Annotated in this window: 14 protein-coding genes and 4 pseudogenes; 4 read left to right on the top strand and 14 right to left on the bottom strand. The window is 60.0% G+C overall.

The window, feature by feature from the left end:
* Nucleotides 1–40 precede the first annotated feature (40 nt).
* Nucleotides 41–1,836 (bottom strand): annotated as a pseudogene (locus JN403_RS10375) (methyl-accepting chemotaxis protein).
* A gap of 218 nt (nt 1,837–2,054) precedes the next feature.
* On the opposite strand from JN403_RS10375, the gene JN403_RS10370 reads away from it, so the two are divergent.
* The 3 genes from JN403_RS10370 to cmoB all read left to right on the top strand — a co-directional run bounded on the left by JN403_RS10370 (nt 2,055) and on the right by cmoB (nt 6,030).
* A complete protein-coding gene (locus tag JN403_RS10370; protein ID WP_205486907.1) occupies nt 2,055–4,175 on the top strand; it encodes a TonB-dependent siderophore receptor in 2,121 nt (706 codons plus the stop codon).
* A 155-nt stretch (nt 4,176–4,330) separates the two neighbouring features.
* Nucleotides 4,331–5,074 (top strand): carboxy-S-adenosyl-L-methionine synthase CmoA, encoded by a 744-nt coding sequence (gene cmoA, locus JN403_RS10365; RefSeq protein ID WP_122536066.1) that lies wholly within the window; start codon nt 4,331–4,333, stop codon nt 5,072–5,074.
* Complete coding sequence (cmoB, locus tag JN403_RS10360) at nt 5,071–6,030, top strand: tRNA 5-methoxyuridine(34)/uridine 5-oxyacetic acid(34) synthase CmoB (RefSeq protein ID WP_122536065.1); 960 nt, start codon at nt 5,071–5,073, stop codon at nt 6,028–6,030. The genes cmoA and cmoB overlap by 4 nt, the downstream gene beginning before the upstream one ends.
* 84 nt (nt 6,031–6,114) lie before the next feature.
* On the opposite strand, the gene pdxJ is transcribed toward cmoB, so the two are convergent.
* From pdxJ to rpoE, 11 genes and pseudogenes are all read right to left on the bottom strand, one after another.
* Nucleotides 6,115–6,870, bottom strand: a complete 756-nt coding sequence (pdxJ, locus tag JN403_RS10355; protein ID WP_205486906.1) for a pyridoxine 5'-phosphate synthase — start codon at nt 6,868–6,870, stop codon at nt 6,115–6,117.
* Between the two features lie 89 nt (nt 6,871–6,959).
* Nucleotides 6,960–7,683 (bottom strand): annotated as a pseudogene (gene recO, locus JN403_RS10350) (DNA repair protein RecO).
* Nucleotides 7,684–7,849: 166 nt separating this feature from the next.
* Nucleotides 7,850–8,752, bottom strand: a complete 903-nt coding sequence (era, locus tag JN403_RS10345) for a GTPase Era (protein ID WP_205486905.1) — start codon at nt 8,750–8,752, stop codon at nt 7,850–7,852.
* Nucleotides 8,745–9,433, bottom strand: a pseudogene (rnc, locus tag JN403_RS10340) (ribonuclease III). The gene era and the pseudogene rnc overlap by 8 nt, the downstream one beginning before the upstream one ends.
* Nucleotides 9,430–9,807 carry a DUF4845 domain-containing protein gene (locus tag JN403_RS10335; protein ID WP_205486904.1) on the bottom strand — a complete coding sequence of 126 codons (378 nt, stop codon included), beginning with the start codon at nt 9,805–9,807 and terminating at the stop codon, nt 9,430–9,432. Before JN403_RS10335 ends, rnc begins: the two are co-directional and overlap by 4 nt.
* A 100-nt stretch (nt 9,808–9,907) precedes the next feature.
* Entirely contained in the window at nt 9,908–10,762 is an 855-nt protein-coding gene (gene lepB, locus JN403_RS10330) for a signal peptidase I (RefSeq protein ID WP_205486903.1), read from the bottom strand.
* A gap of 9 nt (nt 10,763–10,771) precedes the next feature.
* The gene (lepA, locus tag JN403_RS10325; RefSeq protein ID WP_122536059.1) at nt 10,772–12,568 is read right to left on the bottom strand and encodes a translation elongation factor 4; all 1,797 of its coding nucleotides are present in this window, start codon (nt 12,566–12,568) and stop codon (nt 10,772–10,774) included.
* Between the two features lie 169 nt (nt 12,569–12,737).
* A pseudogene (locus tag JN403_RS10320) lies at nt 12,738–14,137 on the bottom strand (DegQ family serine endoprotease).
* Between the two features lie 327 nt (nt 14,138–14,464).
* Complete coding sequence (locus JN403_RS10315; RefSeq protein ID WP_205486902.1) at nt 14,465–15,427, bottom strand: MucB/RseB C-terminal domain-containing protein; 963 nt, start codon at nt 15,425–15,427, stop codon at nt 14,465–14,467.
* Nucleotides 15,428–15,435: 8 nt separating this feature from the next.
* Nucleotides 15,436–16,023 carry an anti sigma-E factor RseA C-terminal domain-containing protein gene (locus JN403_RS10310; protein WP_205486901.1) on the bottom strand — a complete coding sequence of 196 codons (588 nt, stop codon included), beginning with the start codon at nt 16,021–16,023 and terminating at the stop codon, nt 15,436–15,438.
* Nucleotides 16,024–16,056: 33 nt separating this feature from the next.
* Nucleotides 16,057–16,638 (bottom strand): RNA polymerase sigma factor RpoE, encoded by a 582-nt coding sequence (rpoE, locus tag JN403_RS10305; RefSeq protein WP_037014368.1) that lies wholly within the window; start codon nt 16,636–16,638, stop codon nt 16,057–16,059.
* Between the two features lie 492 nt (nt 16,639–17,130).
* Here rpoE and nadB point away from each other — a divergent pair, with 492 nt between their 5' ends.
* A complete protein-coding gene (gene nadB / locus JN403_RS10300) occupies nt 17,131–18,747 on the top strand; it encodes an L-aspartate oxidase (RefSeq protein WP_205486900.1) in 1,617 nt (538 codons plus the stop codon).
* Here the strand turns inward: nadB and JN403_RS10295 are convergent.
* Nucleotides 18,716–19,183 carry a protein YgfX gene (locus JN403_RS10295; RefSeq protein WP_205486899.1) on the bottom strand — a complete coding sequence of 156 codons (468 nt, stop codon included), beginning with the start codon at nt 19,181–19,183 and terminating at the stop codon, nt 18,716–18,718. The genes nadB and JN403_RS10295 overlap by 32 nt on opposite strands.
* Nucleotides 19,167–19,421: a succinate dehydrogenase assembly factor 2 gene (locus JN403_RS10290; RefSeq protein ID WP_065992433.1), complete on the bottom strand. Its 255-nt coding sequence runs from the start codon at nt 19,419–19,421 to the stop codon at nt 19,167–19,169. Before JN403_RS10290 ends, JN403_RS10295 begins: the two co-directional genes overlap by 17 nt.
* Nucleotides 19,422–19,478 lie beyond the last annotated feature (57 nt).

Genomic DNA, 19,478 nt, shown 5'->3' with positions numbered 1-19,478 from the left:
GAAGGGCTATTCAGTCGCTGAGCACTGGCGTGAGCCTCTGTCATTCGGCCAGTAACTGCGCAGCATCGAAGCCCATGCGCAAGTTGCCCCAATGGCGGCCTTCGAAGAAGAACGGCACGTCGATCTCGGTCATGATCTCGCCGGTGTCGCGCAGGTAGGTTTGCAGCAGGAAGCGCTGTTGGTTAGCGGCTGCGCGCAGGCCGATGGGGTCGGCGAACATACGCTTATTCCGGCACACCGGCAGGTCAATAGCCCGGTCGCCCGTCGGTTTTTCGACACCCAACTGTTGTTCACCGGGCAGTAACCCTTGCTGTCGACGATGAAGGTGACCTTTCCGCCCCTCGTGCCTTTAGTGAGCGCGTCGCACTCTTCCTGACAGATCTGCGCGAAGCGTTCGGTGTAGCTGGTCGTGTATTGCTTGGGGTCGGTACCGGGAATCAGTTTGTAGTTCTGATCGAACAGGTTGACGCCCTCACGTTGCAGCGCGGCCAGACGCACCTGGAGCCGGTCGCGGCAATGACTGGCCCGGGTAATGCCAGCGTCCAGCGCGCCGTGCCCGAGGACAAACCGTCCCAGCAGCGCCTGGACCTTTTCCGCCACGCCCGACAGATCGCGGGTGGCGGTTGCGGAATGCTGCATGCGCTGGTCAATCGACTGGCTGTCCGCATGAATCTGCGTCACGCGGTCGTTGATGCCGGTGTTGCTGTCGGCGAACTGCTGGATGTGCGAGGCAATGTCCTCCAGCTTCGTGTGGGTGGATTCGAAGTCGCCGATCATGCTTTCGAAATGCCCTGACGCGCGCTCGACCACTTTCTGCGTCTCCCGGGCGCTGTGGCTGATCTGCGTGGTTTGCTCGTGGGTCGAACTGACTTCCAGCAACATGGCGTCGATGTTCTGGGAAATGTCCTCAGTGGCGCGGCTGACGTTCTGGGCCAGGGTCCGGACTTCATCGGCAACCACCGCGAAACCACGCCCGCTCTCCCCTGCACGCGCCGCTTCGATCGCCGCGTTGAGCGCCAGAAGATTGGTCTGGGAGGAGATTTGTTGAATCAATCCGACAATGGATTTGATGCTCGACGAACGTTGGTTCAGCGCCGAAACCAGCGTGCCGAACTCATTAAGGCTGCTGGAAATCTCACTGATGTTGCCGGTCACTTCCAGCAGTTCGGTGTAAGAGTCGCGGGCCATGCTGAGGTTCTGCGCGGTGGTCCCGGAAATGCCTTGGGTCTGCCGGGACACCTCGGCAATCCGCCCCACTGCGTCGTTGCTCTGCTCCATGACTTCCTTGGCGAAGCGTGCCTGATGGGTCGCGCTGTCGCTGGAGTCGCTGATGTTTTTCAACGACCGCGCAGACTCCACGGCAATGTTCACGGTCAACGCCTGAACGCTGCTGATGATCTCCCGCTGCTTGGCCAGAAACCGGTTGCAGGTGCTTGCCAGCACGCGGATTTCATCGTGGGTCAGCAGCGGCAAGTCCTTGGACAGGTCGCCCTCGCCATTGGCAATGCCTTCCAGCGCCTGGGTCATCTGGGTGACCGGCCGCACGATCAGATGCCGGAAATACCAGACCATGAAGCTGACCAGACACAGGGTGAACAGCGTGCTGCCGAGAATGGCGTTGCTCAGCACATCGAGCTTGCCCTCGATCATGCTTAGCGTCCCCGCCGGCAACTGTGCGCTGCGCAACTGCAACAGCACGTCGGCGCGGATGCTCACGGCCACCCAGTACACCACGGCGCTCACCACCACCATCAGAAACAGGCTCGACAACTTCTTGGTCAACGAATCGAAAAACTGCCTCTCGACGGACTCGTACAACGCCTTGAACGCATGCATGCCACGGTTCCCTGTGCCAGTAATGAAATGGGTTGCGAATTAAGGTGTTTCGACTGCCGAGGGGAAAGCTTTAATGCTGCGGGGTGAAGGGCACGCGATCATGGCCAGCGTTGCAAGCAACACTAACGCAAGGAATAAATGACATTGATTCTCAATTGTAACTTCCCGATAATTGAGAACCATCATCATTTGTAACATTCGCCGGAGCTTTGCCCGCCATGCGTCACTCGATCCCCTTTTGCCCAAAGGCCCTTTCGTTAATTGCCCTGAGCGTGCTCAACACAGCGAATGCCGAAGAGACAGCGCTCAGCCTGCCCGCCACCGACGTGACCTCAACCGCCACCTATGGCGACACCGGCAACCCGCAGGGCTACCAGGGCAAACCCAGCAGCACCACCACTCGGCTGGACCTGACCAACCAGGAAACGCCCCAGGGCGTGACCAACATCAAGCGCGAGCAAATGGATGACTTCAAGCTCAACAGCATCCGCGACGTGTTGACCAGCACCCCCGGCGTCAACGTGCAGAAAGTCGAAACAGACCGCACCTACTTCACCGCGCGCGGTTTCGACATCAACAACTTCCAGTACGACGGCACGGCCATGCCGATGACCAATGGATTGCTGGTGGGCGACATCGACCTGGCGCCCTACGAACAGGTCGATATCGTACACGGCGCCAACGGCTTGATGTCCGGGGCCGGCAACCCCTCGGCCACGGTCAACTTCATCCGCAAACGCCCGACCTACGATCCCCAGGCAAAGATCGACGTGACCGCCGGTTCCTGGGACAAACGCCGGGTGGACATCGACGTCTCCGGCCCCCTGACCGACTCGGGCAACGTCCGCGGGCGCGTCATCTACGCCAACGAAAACGGCAACTCATACCTTGATCGTTACGCCCGCGAGAAGAACATCTTCAGCGGTCTGCTGGCATTCGACCTGAGCGACAGCGACACGCTGACCCTTGGTTACGAGGACCAGAAAACCAACGCCAATGGCTCAAGCTGGGGTTCACTGCCGTTGGTCGACGGCAATGGCAACGCCATTCATTACAGCAGCACCCATTCCAATATTTCCCAGCCGTGGGTGCATTGGGACGTTCACACGCAACGTGCGTTTGCCGAGTGGGAGCACACCTTCGCCAACGACTGGAAGTCGAAGCTGACCGTCGCCGGCGCCGAGCACCGCGAAGACACCGAGATGTTCTACATGTTGAGTTCCGCTGCCTCTCCCACCGGTTACAGCGGGCTGGGCTCAAAGTACAAAGACAAAAACCTCGAACTCAGCGGCGATTACTCGCTGAGCGGGCCCTTCATGCTCGGCGGTCGCGAGCATCAACTCACCTTTGGGGCCAACGCTGCGCGCCAGCGCAACCGCGAATCCTCCCAGTACGACGACGCTCTCAACTACGCGCCTGTGACCCTTGAAGATGCGCTGCATGGCTACCTGCCGCGTCCGACTTACGCTGCCGCGTTACCCGCTGCGACGTCGAACTACACCGATCGCCAGAAAAGCGTTTACGCCGGCGCGCGCTTCAGCCTGACCGACGACCTGCACCTGATCACCGGCGCGCGCATGCTCAGCGCGGACAGCAATGGCGACAACTACGGCTCCGCGCGGGAGGTGCGCATTCATGGCAAAGTCACGCCGTATGCCGGTATCGTCTACGACCTGACCCCCGAATACGCGCTGTACGCCAGTTACACCGAAGTCTTCAATCCGCAGTATTACCTCGACACCCAAGGCCGAGTGCTCGATCCCCTTGAAGGCAAAAGCTACGAGGCAGGCATCAAGGGCCAGTTGATGGACAAGAAGCTCAACGTCAGCGCAGCGGTGTTCCATGCCAAGCAAGACAACGTGCCGGGCAGTTCGACCTATGACGCCAGCCTGGGCGGCTACGTGTACAAGGCGATGTCCTACGACAGCAGCGGCGTGGAGCTGGAGGCGTCGGGCGAAGTGGCGCCAGGCCTGCAAGTCAACGGCGGGTACACTTACGTTTACATCACGGACGACAACGACAGCCGTGCGCGCAAGTTCATCCCGCGCCACGCCTTGACGTCGTCGATGACCTACCAGTTGCCGATGGCACCGAAGGTCAAGGTCGGCGGCAGCCTGAGCTGGCAGAGCAAGACTCAGAACGACGACTCGCCGGCGGCCCGCCAGGATGCCTACGCGCTCATCGGCCTGATGACCCGCTACGACATCGATCAGCACTGGAGCACCCAGCTCAACCTCAACAACCTGACCAACGAGAAATACCAACAGAGCCTGCGCTACAACCAGAGCAACTTCGGCGATCCACGCAACTTCACCGCGTCGGTGAGCTGGAAGTACTGATTACATCGCGTGAGTCCTGGCCGCTCCCCCGTAACCGGACGCGGCTTTTTCAGCGGCGGGGGCACGGTCGGCACACCAGCGATGAGATGAGGTTCCAGCCGAGGGACGGAATTGGCTAAAATGCCGCACTTTTCGCTTCGTACCCCGGAATCGCCGTGAGCCCAGAACCCGACCGCCTATTCGCCCAGCCGCTGCCCCAGGTGCCCGACTTCGCCTTCAACGAAGACGTGGTGCGGGTGTTCCCGGACATGATCAAGCGCTCGGTGCCGGGCTACCCGACCATCGTCGAAAACCTCGGCGTGCTCGCGGCGCAATTCGCCCAGCCCCATAGCGTGCTCTATGACCTGGGCAGCTCATTGGGCGCCGTCACTCAGGCGTTGCGCCGGCATGTGCGCACCGAAGATTGCCGGGTGATCGCCATCGACAACTCGTCGGCGATGGTCGAGCGCTGCCGGGAGTACCTCAACGCCCAGGACTCGATGTACCAGGAGTTACTGCCGGTGGAAGTCATCGACGGGGATATCTTGAATCTCGAGTTTCAGCCTGCCTCGGTGGTCGCGCTGAACTTCACCCTGCAATTCATCGCTCCCGACCAACGCCTCGCGCTGTTGACTCGCATTCGCCAGTCGCTGCTGCCCGGCGGCGCGCTGATCCTGTCGGAGAAGCTGCGCTTCGATGACACCGAAGAACAGGCGCTGCTCACCGATCTGCATGTCGCCTTCAAGCGCGCCAACGGTTACAGCGAGCTGGAGATCGCGCAGAAGCGCAGCGCGATCGAAAACGTGATGAAACCCGACAGCCTTGAGCAACACCGCGAACGGTTGCTTGCCGCCGGTTTCAGCAAAGTCGTGCCCTGGTTCCAGTGCCTTAATTTCGCCTCGTTGATTGCCCTGCCATGATTGATCTCGCTCCCCTGGTCCGCCGTCTGGCGGGCACGCCACTGTATGCCTGGGCCCAAGGCCTGCAGGCGCAACTCGACGCGAAGATGGAAAAGGGTCATGGCGACCTGGAACGCTGGCAAGGCGCGCTGAATGCCTTGCCTGATCTGACGCCAACCCGCATTGAGCTCAAGAACGATTTTATCCTCGACGCCGACTGCGATGACGCCACCCGCGAGCAGACCCGCGCCGCGCTGATGGGCTTGTCGCCGTGGCGCAAAGGCCCTTTTGATGTGTTCGGCGTGCACGTCGACACCGAATGGCGCTCGGACTGGAAATGGTCGCGGGTGTCGCCGCACCTTGATCTGAAAGGCAAGCGCGTTTTGGACGTCGGCTGCGGCAACGGCTATTACCAGTGGCGCATGCTGGGCGCCGGTGCCGACAGCGTCATTGGTGTCGACCCCAACTGGCTGTTCTTTTGTCAGTTCCAGGCCATGCAGCGTTACCTGCCGGACCTGCCGGCGTGGCATCTGCCGTTCACCCTGGAAGATCTGCCCGCGCGGCTGGAAGGTTTCGACACGGTGTTTTCCATGGGCGTGCTCTATCACCGCAAGTCGCCCATCGATCACCTGCTGGCCCTGAAGGACTGCCTGGTGAAAGGCGGCGAACTGGTGCTGGAAACCATGGTGGTGGAAGGCGACGCGAATCAGGTGCTGGTGCCGGAAGACCGCTACTCGCAGATGCGCAACGTGTGGTTTCTGCCGTCAGTGCCGGCGCTGGAACTGTGGCTGCGCCGCGCGGGCTTCGTCGATGTGCGCTGCGTTGACGTCAGCACCACCACGGTAGAAGAACAACGTGGCACCGACTGGATGCGCTTTCAGTCGTTGAGTGATTTCCTCGATCCGGCCGATCACAGCAAAACCGTGGAAGGACTGCCAGCGCCCCGGCGTGCGGTAATTGTGGGGCGCAAGCCGTAACGGCGCGCCCCTCGAAAGTTAAGCGAATAGTGTACTAGTGGGAGCGAGCTTGCTCGCGAAGGCGGTCGAGGTCACTCCCTCAGATCACTTGCCATGAGCAGAATCCGCCGCCGCCAGAATCAACGCCTTCATCTCCGACACTGCCGACTTGAAGCCGACAAAAAGCGCATGGGCCACCAGCGCGTGGCCGATGTTCAGCTCGTTGATCCCCTTGATCGCCGCTACGGCTTCAACGTTGTGATAGTGCAAACCATGGCCGGCATTGACGATCAGGCCCTGGGCCAAACCGAAGGCGACACCATCGGCAATACGCTTGAGTTCTTCGGCCACAGCCGCCGGGGTTTCAGCATCGGCATAACGGCCAGTGTGCAGTTCGATGGCCGGCGCGCCAACCCGGGCGGACGCTGCTATCTGTCGCTCATCGGCATCGATGAACAACGAGACTTCGCTGCCGATGGCCGACAACCGCTCAACCGCCGCCTTGATGCGCGCTTCCTGACCGGCGACGTCCAGCCCGCCCTCGGTGGTCAGTTCCTGACGGGTTTCCGGCACCAGGCAGATGTGCGCCGGCCGAATGCGCTCGGCGAACGCCATCATCGCTTCGGTGACGCCCATCTCGAAGTTCATGCGCGTTTGCAGCACGTCTTTCAGCAGCAACACATCGCGCTCCTGAATGTGCCGACGGTCCTCACGCAAATGCACGGTAATGCCGTCGGCGCCTGCTTCTTCAGCATCCAGCGCTGCCTTGACCGGATCGGGATAGCGCGTGCCCCGGGCCTGGCGCAGGGTAGCAACGTGGTCGATGTTCACGCCGAGCAGAATGCGAGTGCTGTGGGTCACGGGGTTCTCCTGATTACTGTGGCGGTGCCAGCCAGTGGCGGCTGATTGCGCACGCGAGGAAGGATTTTCTAGGTTTGCGCGGCAGGACGCTAGAGTTTGCGAAACAATTCACGGCTGACCAGCGGCCGCCCGCCCAGATGCACGGCCAGGGCCTGGCGCATCAGACGCTTGGCCGCCGACAACGCGCCTGGCGAACTCCAGTCCGCCTCAGACATCGCCTGCAATTCGGCGCCCTGAAACAATCCCGGCTGAAACAGGTAAACCCGCTCAAGGCCTGCATCCACTTGAAGCCGGTACATGCCATCGCTCGCCAGTGGCTCGCCGTTCACATCCGCATCCAGCGCGAAGCCGTAACCGAGATCGTCCAGCAGCCGCCACTCGAATGAACGCAGCAACGGTTCCAGCGCGCGCCCTTCGGCCAAAGCGGCAAGCGTCGCGGCGTAATGTTCGAACACGCTCGGGTGCGGGTCTTCGGCGGGTAGCAGACGAATCAGCAACTCATTGAGGTACAGACCGCTGAACAGCGCCTCCCTTCCAGCCACGTGGCGACGCCGGAGCCTTCCATCCGTCCTACGTTCTTCAACTCGCCCCGCCCGCGAAACTCGACTTCCAGCGGCACGAACGGCCGCGCCATCGTCCCCGCCTTCCCCGAGCGCTGCGCAACACTGCACGCAAGCGACCCTGCGGGGTGATGAAATCGACCAGTGCGCTGTTTTCGCGGTACGCACGGCTGTGCAACACATAGGCGAGCTGACCGACGGGAGGGGCTGTGACATGGCTATCTCGATGAAAGAACACGGCAGAACGGGCCATCTGAAACGACTGTGGGAGCAAGCTCGCTCGCGAAGACACAGGTTCATGCGCCAAATCTTCAGCGACTGAAATGCCGTCTTCGTGAGCAAGCTCACTCCCACAGGATTGCATGTGCAGCATGGATCTGCCGACAGGGCAGTTTCCACGGACCAGCGGTGCAGCCGTGTTACAAGTCGCCGTAACCCAGCGAACGCAACGCACGCTCGTCATCGGACCAGCCGCCTTTGACCTTGACCCACAGATTGAGCATGACCTTGGAATCGAACAGCACTTCCATGTCGCGGCGCGCATCCGAGCCGATGCGCTTGATCCGCTCGCCCTTGTCGCCAATGATGATTTTCTTCTGCCCGTCCCGCTCGACCAGAATAAGCGCGTGGATATGCAGCGTCTTGCCCTGCTGCTTGAATTGCTCGATCTCGACGGTGATCTGATAAGGCAACTCGGCACCGAGCTGACGCATGATCTTCTCGCGGACCAGCTCTGCCGCAAGGAAACGGCTGCTGCGGTCGGTGATCTGGTCTTCCGGAAAGAAGTGCTCATTCTCCGGCAGTTGATCGGCGATGACTTTCTCCAACGCTTCCAGGTTATGCCCCTGCTGCGCCGAGATCGGGATGATCTGGGCGTTCGGCAGTTGCTCCTGCAGCCAGGACAAATGCGGCATCAGCGCGCCCTTGTCTTCGATGCGGTCAGTCTTGTTCAGCGCCACGATCAACGGGCCGGTCACGTACTGGACGCGCTCGAGGACCATCTGGTCTTCTTCGGTCCACTTGGTGCGATCGACCACAAAGATCACCACGTCGACGTCTTTCAACGCTGCCGAGGCGGTTTTGTTCATGTAGCGGTTAAGCGCTTTGTCGCTGTTTTTGTGCATGCCGGGTGTATCGACGTAGACCGCCTGCACGGCGCCTTCAGTCTTGATGCCGAGCATGTTGTGACGGGTCGTCTGCGGCTTGCGCGACGTGATCGCCAGTTTCTGGCCGAGGATGTGGTTCAGCAACGTCGACTTGCCCACGTTTGGCCGGCCAACGATGGCGACATAGCCACAGCGTGTTGCGAGTGAATCAGTCATTGCCATTCTCCACACCCAGGGCGATGAGGGCTGCGGCCGCTGCTACCTGTTCGGCAATGCGACGGCTAACGCCTTGTCCCCGGCTTTTTTCATTCAATAAAGAGATCTCGCATTCGACGAAGAAAATTCGGCAATGCGGCTCGCCCTGGATATCCACCACTTCATAGCGGGGCAGATCACAGGCGCGTGACTGAAGGAATTCCTGCAGCCGTGTTTTCGGGTCTTTGTTGGTGTCGACCAGCGTCAGGGTGTCGAACTCGCTGGCCAGCCAGGCGAGCACGCGATCCCTTGCCATGTCCATGCCGGCGTCGAGGTAGATCGCGCCGATCAGGGCTTCCAGTGCGTCGGCCAGAATCGACTCACGTCGAAAGCCGCCGCTCTTCAGCTCACCCGAGCCCAGGCGCAAGTACTCACCCAGGTCGAATCCACGGGCCAGCAGCGCGAGGGTCTCGCCTTTTACCAAGCGAGCGCGCAGGCGGGACAACTGACCTTCCCGTGCCTGGGGAAACGCTCGAAAAGCGCTTCGCCGGCGACGAAGTTGAGAATGGCATCACCGAGGAATTCCAGACGCTCGTTGTTGCGTCCGGCAAAACTGCGGTGGGTCAGGGCCAGGATCATCAGTTCCTGATCCTTGAAGGTATAGCCGAGCTGACGCTCCAGGCGACTCAATGAAGCGCTCACGGTTTACCCACGCTGAATTCGTGGTCGAACTTGACCACCAGATCGATGTTCTGGATCAGTGGCTCACGTTTTTCGTAGTTCAAATGGGCGAGGAACCTGTTGTTCTCCGTCGTCACAGTTAACGCCTTGTTCAAATCCAAATCCCGAATGTTATTGACCTGCATGCCTTTGGCCACGTAGGCGTAAAGGTCACCGGCGTTGGTGATGTCTGCCGTGCGATCGGTGCCGGCAGTTTCGATGATTTTCTTCATCGACAGGTAGTCCATGTAATGCGGCACGATCTTGGCGGCGGTGCTTCCGACAAAGGCCAGAATCGCCAGCAGCACCAGCCAGCCGATGAACGACAGGCCCTTTTGCGGACCGGCAGACGTCATGGTTGCTTTCAAGAGTAGCCCTTCCCTGTCACCTGCGAGATCAGCCACGCAACATGGCCCTGAATGACATGCGGCGCTGCCAGTGGCAGCGCCGCATCGATTACCTGATCAGACCGACTCGCGAGAAGTTCGGAAAGTGGCTGAGCTTGGGCTCGGGCCAGCTCATCCAGACCGCGAACGCCTTGCCGACGATGTTTTTGTCGGGGACCATGCCCAGCTCGTCCTTGGGAATATTGGGGTCATCCCAGTAACGGCTGTCGTTCGAGTTGTCGCGGTTGTCGCCCATCATGAAGTAATGCGCGGCCGGAACGGTCCATTCATGATCAGGCGGCGCGCGGTAGCGGCTCATTTCCTGACGGATCTGGTGCTCCACCTCGCCCAGCTTCTCGTTGTAAAGCTCTGCGCTGCCCAGCGTGCCCGGCTCGGAACCGATCAACTGCTTGGCCACCAGTTGCCCGTTGATGAACAACTGCTTGTCGTTGGTGTAGCGAATCACATCCCCTGGCAGGCCGACGACGCGCTTGATGTAGTTGACCGTGGGGTCGCTCGGGTAGCGGAACACCATCACGTCGCCACGCTGCGGATCGCCGACCGGGATGACCTTCAGGTCGATCACCGGCAAGCGGATGCCGTACGAGAACTTGTTCACCAGGATGAAATCGCCCACGTCCAGCGTTGGCTTCATCGAGCCCGACGGGATCTGGAACGGTTCAACCAGAAACGAGCGAAGCACCAGAACGATGAACAACACCGGAAAGAACGACTTGCCGTATTCGACGAGGAACGGCTCCTTGTTCAACCGGTCCACGACCGCGACATCAGGCTGGCTCACGCTGCCTTGATAGTTCGCTATCGCGTTGCGGCGACGCGGCGCCAATATGATCAGATCGAACAGGGCCAGCAAACCGCAGACAAACACGGCGACGACCAGCAACAGCGGGAAATTGAGTGACATAGGGCCTGACTATTCCAACCTGAGCACTGCAAGGAAGGCTTCCTGTGGAATTTCCACGTTGCCAACCTGCTTCATGCGTTTCTTACCGGCCTTCTGCTTCTCGAGCAGCTTGCGCTTACGGCTGACGTCGCCGCCATAACATTTGGCCAGTACGTTCTTTCTGAGCGCCTTGACGGTTGTACGCGCGATAATCTGGCCGCCAATGGCTGCCTGGATTGCCACGTCGAACATCTGACGAGGAATCAGTTCTTTCATCTTTTCAGTCAACGCGCGGCCTTTGTAGGCGGCGTTGTCACGATGCACGATCAACGCCAGAGCGTCGACCTTTTCACCGTTGATCATCACGTCCAGGCGAACCAGGTTGGCCGACTGATAACGATCGAAATGGTAGTCCAGCGACGCGTAACCACGGCTGGTCGACTTCAGTCGGTCGAAGAAATCCAGGACCACTTCGTTCATCGGCAAATCGTAGGTCACTTGCACCTGCGTACCGAGGAACAGCATGTCGTGCTGAATGCCACGTTTCTCGATACACAGCGTAATGACGTTGCCCAGGTGCTCTTGAGGCACAAGAATGTTCGCCCGCACGATCGGCTCACGCATGTCCTCGATCGTGGACAGGTCTGGCAATTTCGACGGGTTGTCGACGTAAATGGTTTCACCGGTCTTCAGCAGCAGCTCGAAGATTACCGTCGGCGCGGTGGTGATCAGGTCCAGGTCGTACTCGCGCTCAAGGCGCTCCTGGATGATCTCCATGTGCAGCATGCCGAGGAAGCCGCAGCGGAAACCGAAGCCCAGCGCGTCGGAGCTTTCCGGCAGATATTGCAGGGAAGAGTCATTCAGCGTCAGCTTCTGCAGCGCATCGCGGAAATCTTCGAAGTCATCGGAGCTGACCGGGAACAGACCCGCGTAGACCTGCGGCTGAATACGCTTGAAGCCGGGCAGCACCGGAACGTCTGGCGTGGTGCTCAGGGTCAGGGTGTCGCCCACTGGCGCGCCGTGAATGTCCTTGATGCCTGCGATGATGAAGCCCACTTCGCCGGCCTTCAGATCAGCGGTGGCGCTGTGCTTGGGGTTGAACACGCCTACGCTGTCGACCAGGTGCATCTTGCCGGTCGACTTCACCAGAATCTTGTCGCCTTTCTTGACCCGGCCGTGACGCACACGCACCAGGGACACAACGCCCAGGTAGTTGTCGAACCACGAATCGATGATCAGCGCCTGCAGCGGGTCTTCGATGTTGCCGGTCGGCGCGGGAATGGTATGGACCAGACGCTCGAGCACCTCGTCAACGCCCAGACCGGTTTTGGCGCTGCAGACCACGGCATCAGTGGCATCGATGCCGATGATTTTTTCGATTTCTTCCTTGACGCGATCCGGATCGGCCTGGGGCAGGTCGATCTTGTTCAGGACCGGCATGACTTCCAGGCCCTGTTCGATAGCGGTGTAGCAGTTGGCGACGGATTGGGCTTCTACGCCCTGACCGGCATCGACCACCAGCAACGCGCCCTCACATGCCGCCAGCGAGCGGCTGACTTCGTAGGTGAAGTCAACGTGCCCCGGGGTATCAATGAAGTTGAGCTGGTAGGTGATCCCGTCCTTCGCCTTGTAATAAAGCGTGACGCTGTGGGCTTTGATCGTAATCCCGCGCTCACGCTCCAGGTCCATGGAATCGAGGACCTGAGCTTCCATCTCGCGCTCGGTCAGGCCGCCGCACATCTGGATGAAACGGTCGGCCAGCGTCGACTTGCCATGGTCAATGTGGGCGATGATGGAGAAATTGCGGATATGACTCAAATCACTCACGGATCAACACTCGAAAAAGGTCGCAGGCAGACTGCCCGCCAAAAATAGCCGGGAATTGTACCTGAAGGAACGATCAGGCGTCACGTTCACGCGCAGAGCCTGCCCGCCATGCACCGAGAGGGCACAAAAAGGAGCGGTCTGGCCGCTCCTTCTCGCTGCGCCTGACGGGTTATTCCGCCAGCTTGAACGTGATGAATGTCGCGCGGCCCTGACGCAGAACGCGCATGGAGACTGAGCGATTCTTCGGCAGGCCCTTGGCCACTTCAGTGAACTGCTTGGACGAAGTGATCGCCTGGTTATTCAGGTGAGTGATGACATCACCCGCCTGCAACCCGATGAGCGAAGCAGGACCGTCCTGAACTTCCTTGATGACGACACCGCCCTTGAGGTCCAGCGATTTCATCTGCTCAGCGGTCAGATCAACCACCGAAACGCCCAGACGGTTGCTGCTGCGCTCGACACCGGTGTCGGCTGCGCCCATTTCTTCGCCTTCGGCAGGCAACGCGCCCACGGTCACGGTGAGTTTCTGACGCTTGCCGTCGCGAATCACTTCGAGCTCGGCCTTGCTGCCGTCCTTCAGGTTGCCGATCAGGTGCGGCAGGTCTGCGGACATGACGATCGGCGTGCCGTTGGCGCTCAGGATCACGTCGCCTACCTGCAAACCACCCTTGGCGGCCGGCCCGTCTTCAAGGACTTGAGCCACCAGCGCACCGGCCGGCTTGTCCAGACCAAACGACTCGGCCAGGTCTTTGTTGACTTCCTGAATCACGACACCCAGCCAGCCACGGTTGACTTTGCCACTGGCTTTGAGCTGGTTGGCAACGTCCATCGCCACGTCGATTGGGATGGCGAACGACAGGCCCATGAAGCCGCCGGAGCGGGTGAAGATCTGCGAGTTGATACCCACCACTTCGCCCGCCATGTTGAACAGCGGACCGCCCGAGTTTCCCGGGTTGATCGCAACGTCCGTCTGGATAAACGGCACGTACGTGTCATTTGGCAGGCTGCGGCCCTTGGCGCTGACAATGCCTTTGGTCACCGAGTGATCGAAGCCGAACGGCGAGCCGATCGCCAGCACCCACTCACCGACTTTCAGCTTGTCGGAGTTACCCAGCTTGACGGTGGGAAGGTCCTTGCCATCGATCTTCAGCACCGCAACGTCGGTACGTGGATCGGTGCCGATCAGCTTGGCCTTCATCTCGCTGCGATCCGAAAGACGCACAAGAATTTCGTCGGCGCCATCAATGACGTGGTTGTTGGTCAGGATGAAACCATCAGCGGAAATAATGAAGCCCGAGCCTAATGACTGCGCCTCACGTTGACGATCACCCTTGCCCCCTCCTGGCGGGCGGGACCCAGGCGGCGTGCTGCGCTCGAGAAATTCGCGCAGCATCGGTGGCAGGCCTTCCAGATCAGGCATCTGACCCTGGGCAACCGAGCGGTCCGGCAACTTCTGCCGCGTGCTGATGTTGACGACGGCGGGGAAGCCTGCTCCACCAGAGAGGTGAAGTCCGGCAAGGCTTCGGCCTGAGCGGTGATGACCTGTCCAAGCATCAGCACAGCGGCCATCCAGACCAGGTAAGGTTTAAAGCGTGGTATCGACATATGGCTCCCGTTTACAACGAGCATGGTTAAGCGGTACGAGCCCGCAGGCTCGCGAAGCATCTGTGCGCTGCGGTTTCCTGCAGCACCTGTATCTGCTCCAGTTTCCTGGACCCTGAAACAACAAAGGCCACAGCTGCGAAGCTGTGACCTATAGAAAAAAACACATCCAATTGCAACCGACAAAGCGCACTAAACATTTCATCAGTACCAGTGAAGCCCATATTTAAAGGCTTGTGAACGTGAACCGACCGGATGAAACCTTTTTCATCGTGGGCATCACCGGTGTGTAAATCAGTTTTTGCTCGTAGCCGCAGCGTCGTCTCGCATGGACAACGCAATGCGCTCGGCCGTCCCGATCGGGATCTCGCCCACCACCGTCACCATGGCATCCCCTCTCGCCGTCGAGACGCGACGGGAGACGGCAACGGTCGGGCCCAGCTGAGTGCGAATATCCGTCACCGCCGCGCCGCTTACCGGCTCAACAAACACAGAGAAACGCGCCAGGCCATCGTCATACATCAGACTCGTCACAAGATCCTTCGAGTCAGGATCCTTGCGTGCCGCAGCGCTGCTCAAGTCAAAGCCCGGCGGCAGCCAATTGGAACGCCATGCCACTTTTTGCTTAGGAGCATCAGGCTTGGATTTGACCACTTCGAGCGGCTTGCAGTCAGCACCGGGCGAGAGCATCTGATCGGTCAGTGACTGGGAGGTATTGAGGTCAGTGAATTGAAAACGCTCGAGCAATTGGCCCTTGTCGCTGAGCAACAAAGACTTCAGCGGCAAGCCGGTTTCACTGTCGAGGTGCAATTCGATGCCGTAACGGTGCTGATCGCGAGGGGTCAATGTGACGACGTTAGCCAGGCGTCCGGCGACACGCGAGGTGCCTGCCGACTTGATGTCATACCAAGAAGATAGCCTAGCAGCATCAAAAGCTCGGGCCGCAGAGTCCGGAACACTGGAGGCGCCCTCTTCGAGGGTACCGCTGGCGCACTGGGTGACCCCATTGACGCGCAGCACTTCTTGAGGCGTGCCATCCAGTTGTAGAAGATGCTCCCGAACCTTGCCATCGGCGACGCGCTGCCAGATTCGGTGAGTGGAGAAGCTGCCGTTACGTTCATAAACGAATGTTCCGGTGTAGCTTTGCTGCTGCTCAGCCTGCGCAAGACGTTTTAGCTGATCTTGCGCGTCATCGGCATGAGCTGGAAGGACCAGCCATCCGCCCAGCAAAAGCGGCAGTAGAGGGATGGCGCGCATGATCCTCCTTAACGGTTTTCCAGGCTTGCGGCACGGGCGAATGGCAGAGCGCCTTCGGCACCTTTGGTTGCCGCTTGCTGCGCGTGCTGGCGCAGGTAACCTGGCAGACGCTGGTCATGCCAGCCAGCCTGGTTCTGCAGCACACCGCTTGCCATTGGACCCGGAGACTGTTCGCCTTCGGTGTAGCCTGCCAGTACCGCCGGGCCTTTGGCCTGCGGCATGGCAACGTTGGTCGGCTGAGTCTGCTGGGCGAGTTGTGCCCCTGCGATTTCATCCTGGTTATACAAACGTACTCCAGCCAGGACGGCAACGGTCACCGAGGCGGCCACGGCCAGACGACCCAGCGTGCGCCAAGGACCGCGACCGGCCTTGAGCGGGCTGACTTCATCAGCGATCCCGGCAGCAACGGCGGCCGAAATATCCAGATGAGGGATCAGTAGTTCTTTATGCATGGCTGCACGGGCAATCTGATAACGGGACCAGGTGGCACGTGTATCCGCATCTTCAATAGCGCTAAGCACTCGACGCAGTTCCAATTCGTCCGCTTCGTTATCCATCACCGCGGACAGCGATTCCTGCAGGGCTTCACGACTCATGGCGGTTCCTCTCTTGTGGCTATCGCCGCTGTCTCAGGTTTCCTGCAACAGAGGTTGCAAGGCTTTGTCGATGGCTTCCCGAGCGCGAAAAATGCGAGAGCGCACGGTACCAACGGGACATTGCATGACACTGGCAATGTCTTCGTAACTCAGACCGTCGAACTCACGCAAAGTTAAAGCTGTACGCAAATCTTCTGGCAGTAGCTGGATAGTTCGGTGGACGGTGCCCTCGATCTCATCCCGCAATAATGCCCGCTCCGGCGACTCGATATCCTTGAGGCCGTGATCGCCGTCATAGAACTCCGCGTCTTCGGATCTGACATCGCTGTCCGGCGGCCGCCGACCTCGCGACACCAGATAGTTCTTCGCCGTGTTGATGGCGATACGGTACAGCCACGTATAAAACGCACTGTCGCCGCGGAAGTTACCAAGTGCGCGGTAGGCTTTGATAAACGCCTCTTGCGCAACATCCTGGGCTTCGTGGGTGTCGTGAACGAATCTCACGATCAACCCAAGAATCTTGTGCTGATATTTCACCACTAGCAGATCAAAGGCTCGCTTGTCGCCGCGCTGAACGCGTTCAACCAGCTGCTGATCTTCTTCCTGGGTTAGCATGAACACTCCTCATAAAGCTTAAAGGAGCATCGCATCGGCTCTTTCGCAGGCTTGCAAACATAGACTCGGGCTTTAAGCAAAAGTTCTCCCCCTTCAAGCAAGTTTCCGGCGGGCGTCTGCTGCCCGCGCGAAAAACGCCGCTCGAACCAGGTCGGCTGCGTAAATAATCTTGTCGTCATAAGCGCTCGTATTGGCTTGAACCACCAATGCGTAACGTCGACGCTGTTCCTTTATGGGCAACCCACTATTGAACGTACGGGTTCACGAAAAGTTCCCATCGTTCACCTTTGGGCGTAGGACCCGCGCCCCATCAGTTGTAGGACTCAATCCGAATGAAGCTGTAGGAAAGATCGCGTCCATCAAACGGGGTGCAGGACGTAGCAGGGTGGCGCACACTTCGCTACCACCGCGATCCAACCTTGCCATAAAGCGCGGCTATTGTGCCGTTCCACCCTTGCTTATACTAGTGGCCATTTAGACGCCGGGACCGAGATGAGTCAGCATTTCCAGCACGACGTATTGGTAATAGGCTCCGGTGCAGCCGGTTTGAGCCTTGCGCTGACATTGCCCGAGCATCTGCGCGTGGCGGTTCTCAGCAAAGGCGATCTGGCGAACGGCTCGACCTTCTGGGCCCAGGGTGGCGTTGCGGCGGTGCTGGATGACGCAGACACTGTTCAGTCCCACGTCGAAGACACCCTCAATGCGGGCGGCGGCCTGTGCAAAGAGGACGCGGTCCGATTTACAGTGGAGCACAGCCGCGAGGCCATCCAGTGGCTGATCGACTTGGATGTTCCGTTTACCCGGGATGATCCATCCACCGTGGTAGACGGCGGCTTCGAGTTCCACCTGACGCGCGAGGGCGGGCATAGCCACCGCCGGATCATTCACGCCGCTGATGCCACCGGCGCGGCGATCTTTCGCACGTTGCTGGCGCAGGCCAGGTCCCGTCCCAATATCGAACTGCTGGAACAGCGCGTGGCGGTCGATCTCATCACCGAATCGCGGCTGGGCATGGAAGGTCAGCGTTGCCTGGGCGCCTATGTGCTGGATCGTTCGACGGGCGAAGTCGACACCCACAGCGCGCGTTTCACCATTCTGGCGTCCGGCGGCGCGGCAAAAGTTTATCTGTACACCAGCAATCCCGACGGCGCTTGCGGCGACGGCATCGCGATGGCCTGGCGCTCAGGCTGCCGGGTGGGCAACCTGGAATTCAACCAGTTCCACCCCACCTGCCTGTACCACCCGCAAGCCAAGAGTTTTCTGATTACCGAGGCCCTGCGCGGCGAAGGCGCTTACCTGAAGCTACCCAATGGCGAGCGCTTCATGCAGCGTTTTGACCCACGGGCCGAGCTGGCGCCCCGCGACATCGTTGCCCGCGCCATTGACCACGAGATGAAACGGCTGGGCGCCGACTGCGTGTTTCTGGACATCAGCCACAAGCCCGAAGCCTTCATCAAAGGGCACTTCCCAACCGTGTACGAACGCTGCCTGACATTCGGCATCGACATCACGTGTCAACCGATTCCCGTGATTCCGGCCGCCCACTACACCTGTGGTGGTGTTGTGGTTGATCAGCAGGGCCGCACCGACGTGCCCGGGCTGTACGCCATCGGCGAGACCAGTTTCACAGGCCTGCACGGTGCCAATCGCATGGCCAGCAACTCCCTGCTGGAATGCTTCGTGTACGCCCGCTCGGCAGCGGCGGACATCGTGACTCAGCTCGAGCACGTCCCGCAGCCGCAAAACCTGCCGGCATGGGATTCGAGTCAAGTAACCGATTCCGACGAAGACGTGATCATTGCCCACAACTGGGATGAGCTGCGTCGGTTCATGTGGGACTACGTGGGGATTGTGCGTACCAACAAGCGTCTGCAGCGCGCCCAGCATCGGGTGCGGCTGTTGCTGGACGAGATCGACGAGTTTTACAGCAACTACAAGGTGAGCCGCGATCTGATCGAGCTGCGCAACCTGGCCCAAGTCGCAGAGCTGATGATTGCGTCGGCGATGGCGCGCAAGGAGAGCCGAGGGCTGCACTACACGCTGGATTACCCGGACATGTTGCCCGAAGCGCTGGACACTATTCTGGTGCCGCCCACCTTCGCCGGCTGAACTTAAGCCGTAAACGCAGGCGTCGGTGGCTGTCCGGGGCCATCGCGTCTGCCGGGATGCACAGGCTTCGCACCCACACACGGCTCAGCCAGTGGCCCGTCGGCACCCGGAAACGCAGCACGACCATGTGCGGCAGCGCCAGGCTGTCCGGGCGTAGCTGCACCGGTTGCCAACCGCCCTCCTCGCTCCACAACGCCCATCCGTTGCTGTCATGCCGCAGCCCCGTGGATGACTGCGGCTGATCAAGCAGAATGGATGGGCGAAGGCGACGTGATGCATGCAAAGCGCACAGCAGAATGCCGACGGCTTTGGTCCACAGGGGCACTGACAGGAGGACTATCGACGTCAGCGCAACGATTTGCGTGACGAGGTACGCCGTCAGCAGCGCCCGGGAGGCTTGCCAACGGCATTCGAAACGATCACTTCGGCTGGACACGGTCCAGAATCATCCGAACCATGCGCTGCAGCTCCGGGTCTTCAGACTCCGCGCGCTGCATGAACCAGCCGAACATGTCCTGGTCTTCGCAGGTCAGCAGGCGGACATAGAGGTCTCGATCGACCTGGTTGAGCGTCGGATAGACTTCTTTGACGAATGGCACCAGCAATACGTCCAGCTCGAGCATGCCGCGACGGCTGTGCCAAAAGAGGCGATTGAGTTCAACATCTTCGACCATGGAGGGCTCCTCGAATTTGCCGGCGAGTATACAGGCGCATCGTCTCGGGGCGTACTT

This window comes from Pseudomonas sp. 15A4, assembly GCF_016925575.1.
In the GTDB taxonomy this organism is placed as follows: domain Bacteria; phylum Pseudomonadota; class Gammaproteobacteria; order Pseudomonadales; family Pseudomonadaceae; genus Aquipseudomonas.
Note: the sequence above shows the minus strand (reverse complement) of the source record. Positions and strands in the feature narration are given on the sequence as shown.

What these genes read in the sequence shown, in the direction of transcription:
- JN403_RS10315 (WP_205486902.1), bottom strand. Translation starts at nt 15,427, where the DNA reads ATGCGCGCCATCCCTCTACTGCCGCTTTTGCTGGGCGGATGGCTGGTC.
- rpoE (WP_037014368.1), bottom strand. Translation starts at nt 16,638, where the DNA reads ATGCTAACCCAGGAAGAAGATCAGCAGCTGGTTGAACGCGTTCAGCGC.
- era (WP_205486905.1), bottom strand. Translation starts at nt 8,752, where the DNA reads ATGACTGATTCACTCGCAACACGCTGTGGCTATGTCGCCATCGTTGGC.
- cmoB (WP_122536065.1), top strand. Translation starts at nt 5,071, where the DNA reads ATGATTGATCTCGCTCCCCTGGTCCGCCGTCTGGCGGGCACGCCACTG.
- JN403_RS10290 (WP_065992433.1), bottom strand. Translation starts at nt 19,421, where the DNA reads ATGGTCGAAGATGTTGAACTCAATCGCCTCTTTTGGCACAGCCGTCGC.
- JN403_RS10370 (WP_205486907.1), top strand. Translation starts at nt 2,055, where the DNA reads ATGCGTCACTCGATCCCCTTTTGCCCAAAGGCCCTTTCGTTAATTGCC.
- nadB (WP_205486900.1), top strand. Translation starts at nt 17,131, where the DNA reads ATGAGTCAGCATTTCCAGCACGACGTATTGGTAATAGGCTCCGGTGCA.
- JN403_RS10335 (WP_205486904.1), bottom strand. Translation starts at nt 9,807, where the DNA reads ATGACGTCTGCCGGTCCGCAAAAGGGCCTGTCGTTCATCGGCTGGCTG.
- lepB (WP_205486903.1), bottom strand. Translation starts at nt 10,762, where the DNA reads ATGTCACTCAATTTCCCGCTGTTGCTGGTCGTCGCCGTGTTTGTCTGC.
- JN403_RS10310 (WP_205486901.1), bottom strand. Translation starts at nt 16,023, where the DNA reads ATGAGTCGTGAAGCCCTGCAGGAATCGCTGTCCGCGGTGATGGATAAC.